The sequence below is a fragment of the uncultured Thioclava sp. genome (assembly GCF_913064665.1).
Taxonomy (GTDB): domain Bacteria; phylum Pseudomonadota; class Alphaproteobacteria; order Rhodobacterales; family Rhodobacteraceae; genus Thioclava; species Thioclava arctica.
Window position 1 is genome coordinate 71,152 of record NZ_CAJYBT010000014.1, and the last position, 12,659, is coordinate 83,810.

General features: G+C 61.3%; 11 protein-coding genes. 2 read left to right on the forward strand and 9 right to left on the reverse strand.

Features of this window, described 5'->3' with window-relative positions; all coding sequences use genetic code 11:
- Positions 1-9 precede the first annotated feature (9 nt).
- The 4 genes from QZ571_RS08090 to QZ571_RS08105 form a co-directional block, all read right to left on the reverse strand.
- Positions 10-1,443 carry a cytochrome ubiquinol oxidase subunit I gene (locus tag QZ571_RS08090; protein WP_295533304.1) on the reverse strand — a complete coding sequence of 478 codons (1,434 nt, stop codon included), beginning with the start codon at positions 1,441-1,443 and terminating at the stop codon, positions 10-12.
- A gap of 167 nt (positions 1,444-1,610) precedes the next feature.
- Positions 1,611-2,621, reverse strand: coding sequence for a putative zinc-binding metallopeptidase (locus QZ571_RS08095; protein ID WP_295533306.1), 1,011 nt, complete (start codon positions 2,619-2,621; stop codon positions 1,611-1,613).
- A 69-nt stretch (positions 2,622-2,690) separates the two neighbouring features.
- Entirely contained in the window at positions 2,691-3,641 is a 951-nt protein-coding gene (lipA, locus tag QZ571_RS08100) for a lipoyl synthase (RefSeq protein WP_295533308.1), read from the reverse strand.
- A gap of 215 nt (positions 3,642-3,856) precedes the next feature.
- Positions 3,857-4,993, reverse strand: coding sequence for a DUF6456 domain-containing protein (locus QZ571_RS08105; protein ID WP_295533310.1), 1,137 nt, complete (start codon positions 4,991-4,993; stop codon positions 3,857-3,859).
- A gap of 213 nt (positions 4,994-5,206) precedes the next feature.
- Between QZ571_RS08105 and QZ571_RS08110 the strand changes: the two genes are divergently transcribed.
- On the forward strand, positions 5,207-5,527 hold the full coding sequence (locus QZ571_RS08110) for a DUF6477 family protein (protein ID WP_295533312.1): 321 nt from the start codon (positions 5,207-5,209) through the stop codon (positions 5,525-5,527).
- Between the two features lie 3 nt (positions 5,528-5,530).
- Here the strand turns inward: QZ571_RS08110 and QZ571_RS08115 are convergent, their stop codons facing one another.
- Positions 5,531-7,114: a helicase HerA-like domain-containing protein gene (locus QZ571_RS08115; protein ID WP_295533314.1), complete on the reverse strand. Its 1,584-nt coding sequence runs from the start codon at positions 7,112-7,114 to the stop codon at positions 5,531-5,533.
- A 475-nt stretch (positions 7,115-7,589) separates the two neighbouring features.
- Between QZ571_RS08115 and QZ571_RS08120 the strand changes: the two genes are divergently transcribed.
- Entirely contained in the window at positions 7,590-8,297 is a 708-nt protein-coding gene (locus QZ571_RS08120) for an invasion associated locus B family protein (RefSeq protein WP_295533315.1), read from the forward strand.
- Positions 8,298-8,366: 69 nt separating this feature from the next.
- Here QZ571_RS08120 and QZ571_RS08125 read toward each other — a convergent pair whose 3' ends face one another.
- The 4 genes from QZ571_RS08125 to QZ571_RS08140 form a co-directional block, all read right to left on the reverse strand.
- Positions 8,367-9,572 carry a beta-ketoacyl synthase gene (locus QZ571_RS08125; protein ID WP_295533317.1) on the reverse strand — a complete coding sequence of 402 codons (1,206 nt, stop codon included), beginning with the start codon at positions 9,570-9,572 and terminating at the stop codon, positions 8,367-8,369.
- Positions 9,572-9,853, reverse strand: coding sequence for an acyl carrier protein (locus QZ571_RS08130; RefSeq protein ID WP_295533319.1), 282 nt, complete (start codon positions 9,851-9,853; stop codon positions 9,572-9,574). The genes QZ571_RS08125 and QZ571_RS08130 overlap by 1 nt, the downstream gene beginning before the upstream one ends.
- A 6-nt stretch (positions 9,854-9,859) precedes the next feature.
- Complete coding sequence (lpxD, locus tag QZ571_RS08135; RefSeq protein ID WP_295533321.1) at positions 9,860-10,960, reverse strand: UDP-3-O-(3-hydroxymyristoyl)glucosamine N-acyltransferase; 1,101 nt, start codon at positions 10,958-10,960, stop codon at positions 9,860-9,862.
- Positions 10,961-11,025: 65 nt separating this feature from the next.
- On the reverse strand, positions 11,026-12,659 hold a 1,634-nt coding region (locus tag QZ571_RS08140), incomplete at its 5' end, for a L,D-transpeptidase family protein (protein ID WP_366929941.1).

The window sequence follows — 12,659 nt, forward strand, 5'->3', positions numbered from 1 at the left end:
TATCGCTCCTCACTGGCCTTGCGCCGCGGTTTCAATGGGGGGCAGAGTGCCCAGCGGTTGGTGGTCCTCTTCGTTTTCACGCGGGATTTTGGCGCTCATATCGGGGCCTTTTGCGATCACCTTGAACAGAAAATACGCCGTCGAGATCAGCACCCCAAAGCCAAAGATCGAGAAACAAACGAACCACGCGATCTCTCCGGCAGAGCTGATTTGCGAGCGACCCTCGCTCACCGTCATCATGCCGTAGACGATCCAGGGCTGGCGCGCGACTTCGCGCGTCCACCACCCCGTCCAGATCGCGAGATAGGGCAAGAAGGCCGAGACAACCACGACGCGCAGGAACCAGCGGTTCTCAAAATCGGTGATTTTGCGATTGGCCAGCCGCCCGCGCACCCACAGCCACACCCCCCAAAGGGCCACGCCAAACAGCGCGACACCAATCGCAACCATCACGCGGAATGAATAGAATGGCACAAGGATGGGGGGGCGATTTTCGGCTTTGAACTGATCGAGACCGGGCACACGACTGACCCATTTATGATCTTCGAGCAGGCTGAGAACATGCGGAATCGGCAGCGCCCATTTGGTGCCCGAATTGTCGGCATTGGGCCACATCACCACGTTCCAGGACGTATTGGGCGTGCCATCAGCGTTATGGGTTTTGAAATGGCCCTCCATCGCGGCCAGCGCGGCGGGTTGTTCCTCGGCCACAGTGCGCCCAAGGCTGTCCCCGATCCAGATTTGCCCTGCCGCTGCAATCAGCAGCACCGGCAAAACCGCGCGCAATGCCGGGGCAAAGACCGACACATGGCGCTGCTTGAGCAACTGCCACGCCGAAACGGCAGCCACGAAAAACAGGCTCAATTCGAGACAGGCAATGATCATATGGGGAATTGCCGTCATCGAGTCAGGGTTAAAGATGATCTGCACCCAATCGCTCACCAAAAACTGGCCGCCGACCATTTTCACGCCCGCCGGGCTTTGCATCCAGCTATTGGCCGCGATGATCCAGAACGCCGACAGGAACGAGGCCACCGCCACGTTGAACGTCGCAAACAGGTGCATCCCGCGCCCGATCTTGTGCCAGCCAAAAATCATCAGCCCGACAAAACCAGCCTCATACATGAACGCCGTGATCGTCTCGAACCCAAGAAGATGGCCGAAGACCGGCCCGGCTGCGGTCGAGAAAGGTCCAAACAAAATGCCAAAGGCCAATTCCATCGTGACCCCAGTCGCCACGCCTGCGCCAAAATTGATGATGAAAAGTTTTTCGAAGAACCGCGTCAGACGATACCATTTCTCTTGATCGGTGCGCAGCCAGCGCCATTCTGCAAAGAAAATCAGCAGCGACAAGCCAATCGTCAAAGGCGGGTAAATGATGTGGAGACTGGTAATCAGAGCGAAATCAAGGCGCGCCATAAGATCGGCGAATGTGCTTTCCATTTTTAGCGTCCGAAGAAGAGGGCAGATATCGCGATAAGGGCGATAACGGTCACCCGAACGGCGCCGCTAAGATGGGGATAGCCCGCGCTCAGCCCCCGTCCACGCAAACGGCCAGTTTGTCGCAGCCCTCTCGCACGCCTGTGATCTGTCGTGATCTTGAAACGGGCTCAAAGCCCCCCAGTGCCCTGCCCGGCCTGTGAAATCAGCGCGCGGATCGCTTCGAGCTTGGCAATCACCGGGGGGCGCAGCACGAAGGGATAAAAGCTCGAATGGCCCATCGCGGCATTGACTGCATTCAGCGCAATCGACAGGTCGATCCAAGGCCCGGCAAGGCGCTTCATTGGCACCCCCAGCAAAGCGCCCGCGTTGCTCGGCAGCCCCGTGGGGCCGAGCAAGCCATAGGCGGTCGCAGTCTCGATCCCATCAAGCAAATGCAGCACATGCGCCCAGCTTTCGGCGAAATCCTCCCACGGGTGCGACGCGGCATAGGCCGAGACATAGAACTGCGCCCAGTCGCGGCGCGGGCCATTGCGGTAATACGCAGCCAATGCCTCGCGGTAATCGGCGCGATCATCGCCAAAGACAGCGCGGATGTCCTGTAATCGCTGGGGATCGTTTTGCACCAAAACCTGCCAGAAATGATGCGCAACCTCGTGGCGCAGATGGCCCGGCAAAGATCGGTAGGGTTCGCCCATCTCGCTGCGAATACGCTCGCGCTCGGCGTCATCGGCCTCGGCAATATTGAGCGTAATCACCCCATCGGCATGCCCCGTCAGCACCCGAGGCGCCCTTGGATCCATCGGATCGGCGCGAAACTCAAAGCGCGGGCTGGGCGCGCCCTCGGCATCGCTAAGCGGCAATCCCAGCGCCCCAAGCAGTGCCAAAAGCGCGCGTTTATCGGTTTCAAACCGCGCCCATTTCACGTCATTGCCCGGCACGCTCAGATCCGGCACGACTGTGGTATGACGACACGAACGGCACAGCCTTTGCCCCGCCATGGCCTCCCAGTTGCACCGGATGACCGCGCGATTGGCACAGGTTGCGTGATCCGGCCCGGTTTGCACAAACGCCCCGCCGCCTGCTTCGGGACGCCAAAGCAGGCCCGCCCCGCATTGCAGGCAATCGGTGTTATGAAACCAGATTTCGCTGGCACAGGCGGGGCAATGAAAACGCTGCATCGAGGGGCCTTTCAGACAGTAGTGCAGCCCCTAACGCGGGCCGGCGCAAGCTGGGTCCCTTGACAGCGTTTATACCCGCCCGAGCTTTGCCATCCGATTGTCACGCATCCGCGCGAAATCATCGCCCGCATGATAGCTAGAGCGCGTCAGCGGCGTCGCCGAAACCATCAAGAACCCTTTGCCAAAGGCCGCTTTCTCGTAGCTCTTGAACTCATCAGGGGTGATAAACCGTTCAACCGCATGGTGTTTCGGCGTGGGCTGCAGGTATTGCCCGATGGTGAGGAAATCAACATCGGCCGAGCGCATGTCATCCATCACCTGACGCACCTCATGGGCCTCTTCGCCCAAGCCCACCATGATCCCCGATTTGGTGAACATCGCCGGGTCCAGTTCCTTAACCCGCTGCAACAGCCGCAAAGAGTGGAAATAGCGCGCACCGGGGCGCACACCGGGATAGAGGCCCGGCACGGTTTCCAGATTGTGGTTGAACACATCCGGGCGCGCCTCGACCACCTTTTCCAACGCTTCGGGCGCACATTTCAGGAAATCGGGGGTCAAGATTTCGATCGTGGTGTCGGGCGCACGATGGCGCACGGCGCGAATCGTCTGGGCGAAATGCTCTGCCCCGCCATCGTCCAGATCGTCGCGATCCACACTGGTGATCACCACATGCTTCAGACCCAGCGTCTGAACCGCATGGGCCACTCGCCCCGGCTCGAATGTATCAAGCGCATCAGGGCGCCCTGTGGCGACGTTGCAGAACGAACAGCCGCGCGTACAGATCTCGCCCATGATCATCATCGTGGCGTGACCCTGGCTCCAACATTCACCGACATTGGGACAGCCCGCCTCTTCGCAGACCGTAACCAGCTTGTTGGTCTTCAAAATCTCGCGGGTTTTCTTATAGCCCTCAGAGACCGGCGCCTTGACGCGGATCCAGTCAGGTTTCTTCGGCTGAGCATTGCTGGTGCGATGCGCCTTTTCGGGATGGCGTTCGCCGGGCATCTTGAGATCGCGCATAGGACGTCCCTTTGCGATTGCAGGTTCGCTTTGACATAGGCCGATTGCGGGCGCGATGCAAATGCAGCTTGGTGCAAGGCCGCACTGCACGCGGCGCAGATCACGCAATTTGCGCCGCGCGCGCCGTCTCCCTCGTTTCATCTAGCCAGAAATACTCCGGGGGCTGGCGCAGCCAGCGGGGCAGCGCCCCTCGCGCTTGCCCCGCGCACCCGGCGTCACCCGATCATCGGGCTCGCCCCGCCATAGGTCTCGTCATAATGCTGTTTGAGCCGCTGTAGCGCGATGCGCAGCACAATCTTGCCCGACCGCGCGGACCATCCAAGGCGCTTTTCGGCCGCCTCCAAACCTTCGAGAAAGCAGCAACAGCGCAGCGCCATATCGCCCAGCCCCGGCCCCAGATCGCGCAGCGCCAACCCGACGCGTTCGCGTGCGCGCTCCGAGCCACCACCGCCCTGTGTCAGATCAGGGCGATATTGCCCGCGCCCACCGCCTCCGGTCAGGAAACGCTCCCAGTTCTGGCCAACGCGCGGCCCCATCTGCGCCAGTTCGAAATCCTCACGAAGCTGCTCTCCGGCGGCGACCAATTCGGCACTGAGAAAGGGCTCGCCATCCTTGTCACGGCGGCGTGCCAACACCCCCAAAGGGCTTTCGGCCAAATTGATCCGCATCCGGCGGCGCGCCCCATCGGGCGCAACACCCTCACGCGCCTCAAAGCTGCGATGCTGCGCCCCAAAGGGCTGCGCGCCGTCTTCGCTTTCACCGCCAACAGGTTGATCTTGTTCCAATAACCGCTTGAGCGCCGCACGCCCCGCCTGCGTCACCCGATAGCTGGTGACACGGCCCGCATGGGCCACCTCGATCCAGTCCTTCAGCGCAAAGGCCTGCGCGACGGCGCGTTCCAACACGGCGGTGCGCACCGTGCCGCGCAAAACAACCGATTTGTCCATGTCAGCGGCAACGATCAATAGCGCAGCGGGTTCGCACAGGCGGCGCAAGATGCGCTTTGCCTCACGCATCAAGGCAGCTTCGTCAGCAGGGATTTCACTGGGGCGAAAAGGGGCAGTCATGGGCGTTTCGTCCTTATCAAGGACGGTTGTATGTGGGGCGGCAGGCTCATTGGCGGCGCCGATACCGGCTGTGCGGCCCAGCGTTGCCAATGCTTCATCGACCAGCGGATCATCCCGCCGTGCCTCGATCCGGCGCACGCGGCGCAGAATGGTCGAGGCGGCGCACCCTTCGGCCCTTGCAAGCGCCCGGATCGGCACGCCCTGCTCAACATGGCGCAGGTAAAGCCGGGCATGGTCAGGCAGCCAGGCGGGTAAATCCGCCAAGACTGGTGCGATCGAATTCATGTGCTCCCCCAGATGGAACCGGTGTTACCCGGCGGGTCTGTTACATACAACCGTGGGTTGCTTTGGTTACCCGTTCGTTAATAAATCGGGCGAGAGCAAGAATTCCTTAAACTTCCTAAACAAAGCTTTGCACGGCGCACGGTGCAACTGGCCCACACGCAACACCCGCATAGGTTGAGTATAGGTGGATCGCATCAGTCAAAGGAGATCGCCATGACCGCGCCCATTCTCACCCCGCTCATCCCCGATCTGCATCAGAGCCTCGCAGCGTTGCGCCGCCCGCAATTGCTGGTGCGCGCGGCCCGCTTTGGCGCGCAGGAGTACAGCCGCAAACGCGATCTCAAGCGGCTGTTGCGCATGCCCGTCCTGCCCCGCCCCGCGGCGGCCCTTTCGCAGCTGATCGAGATTGAGACAGAGCAAGACGCGCTGCGCCGCGCGGGTGAGGCCAGCTACAGCCTGACCCACCACATTGATCTGTTGATCGCGGTGATGGGCGAGGCGCGCTTGCTGACGCGCGACGCCGATACCGCCTGAACGCTAGCGCGATTTAAACAGCGATCCCAGCACACCGCGCACCAGCGCCTGCCCGGTTTTGGTGCCCAGTTGGCGCGCCAGCGACTTGCCAAAGGTCGCGACGACCGAATCGGACCGGCTTGATCGCGTCATCTTTTTGCGCGGCTTGGCTTGGCTCGCAGGCTCATAGCGGCGCGCGTTGTTGAACTCGGCAAAGCTGTCTTCAAGCTTGCCCTCCGCCCCCGCTTTCGCTGCCGCCTCTTTGGCCTCTGCGTCAGCGGCCTCTTTCGCCGCAGCATCCGCCCGGCGCGCCAGAATTTCCTGCGCCGAGTCGCGATCCACCGGCGTGTCGTATTTCGCCCCGAACCCGGAATTGGCCATCACATCGGCCCGTTCGGCATCGGTGAGCGGGCCAAGACGCGATTGCGGCGGGCGCACCAAAGTGCGCTCGACCATGCCCGGCACGCCTTTGTTTTGCAAAAATGAGGTCACGGCCTCGCCGGTACCAACCTCTTTGATCGCGATTTCTGTGTCGAAACGTGGGTTGGTGCGATAGTTTTCCGCCGCGCGGCGCAGATCGCGTTGATCGCGCGCGGTGAAGGCGCGCAAAGCGTGCTGCACCCGGTTGCCCAGTTGCGACAAAATACCATCGGGCACATCGGTCGGGTTCTGCGTGATGAAATACACCCCAACCCCCTTGGAGCGGATCAGGCGCGCGACCTGTTCCACCTTATCCACCATCGCTTTGGGCGCGTCGTCAAACAGCAGATGCGCCTCGTCAAAGAAGAAGACCAGCTTGGGCTTGTCGGGATTGCCGACCTCGGGCAGTTCCTCGAACAATTCCGAAAGCAGCCACAGCAGGAACGTCGCATAAAGCTGCGGGCTGGCCATCAATTGATCGGCGGCCAGCAGGTTGATCTGGCCCATGCCATTGGAATCAGTGCGGATCAGATCGCTCAGTTCCAGCGCTGGCTCGCCAAAGAACTGATCGCCGCCTTGGTTTTCCAGCACCAAAAGCTGGCGCTGAATCGCCCCGACCGAACGCACGTCGACATTGCCATATTCCAGCGCAATCTCTTTGGCCTGCTCGCCGACATAGCGCAGCATCGCGCGCAGATCATCCAGATCCAGCAGCGCCAGACCCTCTTTATCCGCCAGATGAAAGGCGATGTTTAGCGCACCTTCCTGCGTATCGTTCAGCCCCAAAAGACGGCTCAGCAACAGCGGCCCCATTTCGGAAACCGTGGTGCGTACCGGATGGCCTTTTTTGCCAAACATATCCCAGAAAACAGTGGGATAGCTGCGATAGTTCAAGTCAAATCCGATGGTCGCGGCGCGCTCCATGAAAGGTTTGTGCAGCTTGCCCGTTTCCGAGCCCGCCGCCGCGATCCCCGACAGATCGCCCTTCACGTCGGCCATGAAGACCGGCACGCCCGCGCTGGAAAAGCCTTCTGCGAGGACTTGCAGCGTGACCGTTTTGCCCGTGCCGGTCGCCCCCGCGATCAACCCGTGACGGTTGCCATATTTCAGGGTCAGCTGTTGCGCCTCGCCATAGCCTTCGCCGCCACCGCCCACGAACACCCCGTCTTCGGTCAAAACACCCGTCATATCCACCGCCTCCGCCAAATTCCGTCGCCTTGACAATACTAAATTAACCCTTCTGCGCCAGTCTGTTCCTGTCCCCTCCCCAAGCTTCTTTTTGGGATCGTGGACTTCCTCCCTGTTAGACTTGGCCGCGCCCTTTTGGCGCGGTCTTTTTTCATATGCGCCAAAGGCTTCGCAGATAGCGTTCGGGGCGCATCCCTCGCTCAACCTTGATCACAATTGCCTGTTGACCTGTGAAAATTTCCGCAATAGCGTCAGGTTCAATAATGAAGTCGGCCAGTCCGACAGGGGGAACAAAGGAAGGGGTCCAATGTGGCCCCTTTCGATATTTCGCGCCCCGCGCGACTGCGATCCGCCCCGTTTTCACGCGATCGGCTGCTGCGCGCTTATCCGTGATCTGAAAGCGCCAGATTGGCCCTGACATGCCTGAAAGAGCATGGTAAACCCTGTCGCAATGATGTTCAGGAGAAGAGTAACCATGTCTCAACTGACGAAGCCGCTCGTTCTGGCGCTGGCGCTGGGTATGGCGCAAGGCGCTTATGCACAAGATACCACACCTGTAGTTCCGGCTGCACCTGCAGCTCCGGCCGCAACCCCGGCCCCTGCAGCACCGGCAAGCGATGCAACGGCACCCGCCGCCGATGCAACGACCCCGGCAGCGCCCGCCGCAACCCCGGCAGCGCCCGCCGCAACCCCGGCCGAGCCGCAGCAACCCGAGAATAATACCTACGTCAAAGCTACCTATGATGACTGGGAAATGCAGTGCATCAAGACGAAAGATGGCAAGGATCCCTGCCAGATGTATCAGGTGATCAAGGATGCGAATGGCGGCAATGTCGCAGATATTTCGCTGTTCGGTCTGCCCTCCGGGGGCAAGGCCGTCGCTGGCGCTACGATCATGGTGCCGATGGATACGCTGCTGACGCAAAACCTGACGATTCAGGTCGATACCAGCGCGCCCCGGGTCTATCCCTACACGTTCTGCCAGCCGATGGGTTGCTTTGCCCGCATCGGTCTGACGCAAGCCGAACTGGACGCCTACAAGAAAGGCAGCAAGGCGACGATTACCATCGTGCCGCTGGCCTCTCCGAACCAAAAGGTCACGGCGGACATCTCGCTCAAAGGATTCACCAATGCCTATGATGCGGTTGTGAAATCCAATGCAGAGACCGGCGCAGTTAAGTAATCTGCGTTAAGATCGCCGCACAAGTGGCTGATAAATAATAAGAACGCCGCGCCTTACCCGCGCGGCGTTTTATATTGCGCGCAGGGCGAGCACTGCGTTGAAGCCGCCAAAGGCAAAGGCGTTAGACAAGACCGCCCCCACCTGAACATGGCGCGCGACATTGGGCACAACATCAAGATCACAGGCGGGATCAGGCGTTGAGTAGTTGATTGTGGGCGCGATCACCCCTGCGCGCAGCGCCATCAAACAGGCCACCATCTCCACCGCGCCCGTCGCCCCGATGCAATGGCCGTGCATCGCCTTGGTCGCGCTGACCGCCACATGATCGGCCACCGCCCCAAACACCTGCCGGATTGCGGCGGTCTCGATCCGGTCATTGGCGGCTGTGCCCGTGCCATGGGCGTTGATATAGCCGACCTCCTCGGGGGCCATCCCGGCATCACTCAGCGCCCCCGCAATCGCGCGCGCCGCACTGTCCTGATCGGGCATGACGATATCGCTGGCATCGCAATTCATCGCAAATCCCGCGATCTCGGCCAGCGGCGTCGCGCCGCGCGCAAGCGCCCCCTCGAGCGTCTCCAGCACGAAAACGCCCGCGCCTTCGCCTTGCACCATACCATTGCGATCCGCGGAAAACGGGCGACAGCCATCGGGCGACATCACGCGCAGCCCTTCCCACGCCTTGAGCCCGCCGAAATTCAGCATTGCCTCGGCGCCGCCCGCCAGCATGCCCTCGACCATACCCGAGCGCACCATCTGAAACGCCAGCCCAATCGCGTGATTGGAACTCGCACAGGCCGTCGCCACCGCGAAACCGGGGCCTTGCAGGTGGTAGCGGATCGCAAGATGGGCCGGGGCGGCATTGGCCATCAGCTTGGGCACGGTCAGCGGATGCACCCGGTTCTTGCCCTGCGCATACACCGCGCGATAGGCGTCATTGGCGGTGCCATGCCCTCCGCCAGCCGAGCCGATGATACAGCCCCAGCGCGCAGGATCGGGGGCGTTTTCCAGCCCCGCCTGCGCCATCGCCTCAGCCCCCGCAACCAGCGCATATTGCGTGAACGCATCATACAGCGCGAGCTTGCCCAGTTCGAAGCGATCCTCGGGGGCAAAGCCGTGGATCTGCGCGCCGATCTGCACGCTCAACCGCTCAACATCGCTGAATTGCAGCGCCCCGATGCCTGATCGCCCCGCCGCCATCGCGGCCTGTGTCGCGCCCACCCCCTCGGCCAGCGCGTTGATCGTGCCCGCCCCGGTGATGACAACGCGGTGCATCACGCGACCGCCGCTGAGGGCGTGTCTCCGGCGACCAGCTTTTCGACCGCGCGCACAATCGCGCCGACCGAGGTAATATCGAACTGCTCTTGCGCGGTCTCATTGGCGTTGAAGGGGACAGTGATGTCAAAGCGCTCTTCAATGGCGAAGATCACCTCGACCAGTCCAAGACTGTCGAGCCCCAATTCCTCCAGCGTCATCTCGGCGCGCAACTCTTCGGGCGCGCGATGCGCTTCTTGGGCGATGATGGCGAAAACCTGATCGTGCACCTTAGACCTCATGCTCTGCTACGTATCGCCCCCTTTTTGCGTGAGTCGCGTAACAGTTTCCCGAAGTTCTTTGACTTGCGCAAACAATCTGGGCAATCGACGCAGCGATTTGTTGATTTCGACCTGAGTTTCCATCTTGACCGCCGGGCTGCCCCAGACCACGCGCCCCGAGGGCACATTGGTGAAAACATCCGTGCCGCCCCCGGTAATCACGTCATCACCGATGAAGATATTGTCCGACACGCCGACCTGCCCGGCCAGCACCACGCGATCCCCGATCGAGGTCGAGCCCGCAATCCCGACCTGCGCGCATAGCAGGCAATCGCGCCCGACCTGTACGTTATGGGCAACATGCACGAGGTTATCGAGCTTCGTGCCCGCCCCGATTTTCGTCGCACGCACCGTGCCGCGATCAATGCAAGAGTTCGCCCCGACCTCGACATCATCGCCGATTTCGACCGTGCCAAGGGAATGGATGCGCACCCAAGATTGATCTCGAATTTCAGCGTGTTTTCCAAGGCTTGCGCGCGCTTCTTCAACCATCGACGGCTCGGGCGTGACAAAGGAAAACCCGTCCGCCCCGATCCGCGCACCGGGTTGGCAGATGAAGCGCTCACCAATCACCACACGTGCGCCGATATGCACCTGCTCCAAAATCAGCGCATCGCTGCCGATCTGGGCACCTTGCGCGATGCTGACATGGCTGGCGATGCGCACATTCGCCCCGATCACCACATCGCGCCCGATCACCGTGAACGGTCCAATCGCCGCACCCGACCCGATCACAGCACTTTCATCAATTATCGCACTGGGGTGGATGCCCGGCGCAATCTCGGGGCCCGGATCAAAGGCGCGCGACAGCCCCGCCATGGCCAGCCGCGGGCGCGTCACGAATATCGCAGCCTTCAACCCGTAGCTTTGCCAATCTGCCCCCTGCCACAAGATCGCAGCCTGTGCATGGCCCTGCCCCAGACCTTCGCCATATTTCGGGTTCATTGCCAAAGCGATCTGATCGGCTCGCGCGCTTGCGGGTTCCGAGGCGCTATGCACCACAAGGCTCAAATCGCCCACGGCCTCGGCCTCAAGCGCCTGCGCGATCTGCGCGATTGTCTGCGACATGAGAGCGGTCCTTTTGTCGGGTCAAACCTTAGCGGCGGGCCTGCTTGACACCCGTCGCGCTAGATTTAACCCTTCGATCCGGGCAATTCCACCCCAGCCCGTTGCAAGGCCGCGAAAAGCGCCGCATCCCGGCCATAGACATCGCGGCGATATTCCACATGGCCGGTGGGCGTTGGAAAGGCCGTGAAATAGACCAGATGCACTGGCACGGGCTGTTTCAAAGGCACCGTGGTCTCGCGCCCGGTATTCAGGATACGCTTGAATTCCGCGCGCGGATCGTCACTTTGCGCACCCAGCAAAACATATGCCAGGTCAAAGGGTTGCCCTACCCGAATGCAGCCATGACTAAAGGCGCGGCTCTCTTTTTCGAATAACGATTTTGACGGCGTATCGTGCAGGTAGATGTTCCATTTGTTGGGAAACAGGAATTTCACCAACCCCAGTGCGTTGCGGTTCGAGGGCGGCTGTTTCATCGCAAAGGGGAAATTGCTCGCACTATAGGCGGCAAAATTCACCGCCGAGCGCGGCACGACACGCCCCCGCGAGTCGATCAAATCCAGTTGCCCCGCCGCGTTGGGATTGCGCTGCATCATCGGCAGATATTCTTTGGTCACGATCGAGCGGGGCACATGCCAGGCGGGGTTGATCACCAGCCGCTCCATCTCGTCGGAAAACTCGGGCGTGCGCCGATCGGGGTTATTCTGCCCCACCACCGTGACCGAGCGGAATATCGTCTTGCCGTCCTCCACAACGCGCACCGAGAAATCAGGGATATTCACCCAGACATAGCGCCCGGAAAAATCGAGCCCGTTCATCCAGCGCAAGCGTTCCAGCGCGACAAGGATCGACTTCATGCGATCTTCAGGCGATTGGTTGATCTCTTCCAGCGTGCCCGGCCCCACCACACCGTCGGGCGTAAGCCCCTGATCGGCCTGGTAGGCTTGCACCGCTTTTTGGATAGCGGCGTCATAGACAGCCGTGGCCGAACGCCCAAGATAGCCCATCTTTTGCAACCGGTCGCGCAGCGCAATCACCGCAAGGCCCGTGTCTCCGGGTTGCAATTTTTTCGCCGAAACGCGCGGCCCCCACCCGCCCTCTGCCAGTTGCTCTTGCAGGTCGAGCTTGTCTTTCAAAAGCTGCGCATATTGCGGCATTTTCGGCGTCAGCGCGCGCAGGAACAGCGCCGGATTGGCGCTCGCGGCAAAGGCCGTCAAGCGGGCCTGTGGATCGGCGCGCATCGGCGCGCGCTTGATATCGGGCAGCACTTTGGACGGATCCAGAACGCCATGGGAAACATCATGGGCATAGTCCAGAAACACGCGGCTGAGGGCGACCTCTAACAAGCCCCGCTGGCGTTCCGATTGCACCGCGCCAAACCGCGCACGCAGCCCTTCGGGATCGTAATGCGCCTGCGGCAAGCCCTGCATTCCCGAGACATCAAGCGCGGAAAACAGCGCGGCGCGGCGCGGCGCGTCATCAGCGGAGGTCCAGATCGGGCGGTAATCGCGCGCGGCGTAAAACGCGGCAAGCGCGGGGTCAGAGGCAGCCGCTTCGGCGATTGCTTGGGTGAAGCCGCTCAGTTCAATTCCGCTGATCGGAGACATTGCTCCTTGGGCCGCGATCTGGGCCGTGCCCTGAGCGAGCGCGCCAAACGCTATCCCCGAGACTGTTGCCGCAAGAGCGACACCGCGCAAACCGA

Excerpts from the sequence above, each read along its gene's own strand:
- QZ571_RS08090 (WP_295533304.1), bottom strand. The coding sequence starts at position 1,443 with ATGGAAAGCACATTCGCCGATCTTATGGCGCGCCTTGATTTCGCTCTG.
- QZ571_RS08095 (WP_295533306.1), bottom strand. The coding sequence starts at position 2,621 with ATGCAGCGTTTTCATTGCCCCGCCTGTGCCAGCGAAATCTGGTTTCAT.
- lipA (WP_295533308.1), bottom strand. The coding sequence starts at position 3,641 with ATGCGCGATCTCAAGATGCCCGGCGAACGCCATCCCGAAAAGGCGCAT.
- QZ571_RS08105 (WP_295533310.1), bottom strand. The coding sequence starts at position 4,993 with ATGAATTCGATCGCACCAGTCTTGGCGGATTTACCCGCCTGGCTGCCT.
- QZ571_RS08110 (WP_295533312.1), top strand. The coding sequence starts at position 5,207 with ATGACCGCGCCCATTCTCACCCCGCTCATCCCCGATCTGCATCAGAGC.
- QZ571_RS08115 (WP_295533314.1), bottom strand. The coding sequence starts at position 7,114 with ATGACGGGTGTTTTGACCGAAGACGGGGTGTTCGTGGGCGGTGGCGGC.
- QZ571_RS08120 (WP_295533315.1), top strand. The coding sequence starts at position 7,590 with ATGTCTCAACTGACGAAGCCGCTCGTTCTGGCGCTGGCGCTGGGTATG.
- QZ571_RS08125 (WP_295533317.1), bottom strand. The coding sequence starts at position 9,572 with ATGCACCGCGTTGTCATCACCGGGGCGGGCACGATCAACGCGCTGGCC.
- QZ571_RS08130 (WP_295533319.1), bottom strand. The coding sequence starts at position 9,853 with ATGAGGTCTAAGGTGCACGATCAGGTTTTCGCCATCATCGCCCAAGAA.
- lpxD (WP_295533321.1), bottom strand. The coding sequence starts at position 10,960 with ATGTCGCAGACAATCGCGCAGATCGCGCAGGCGCTTGAGGCCGAGGCC.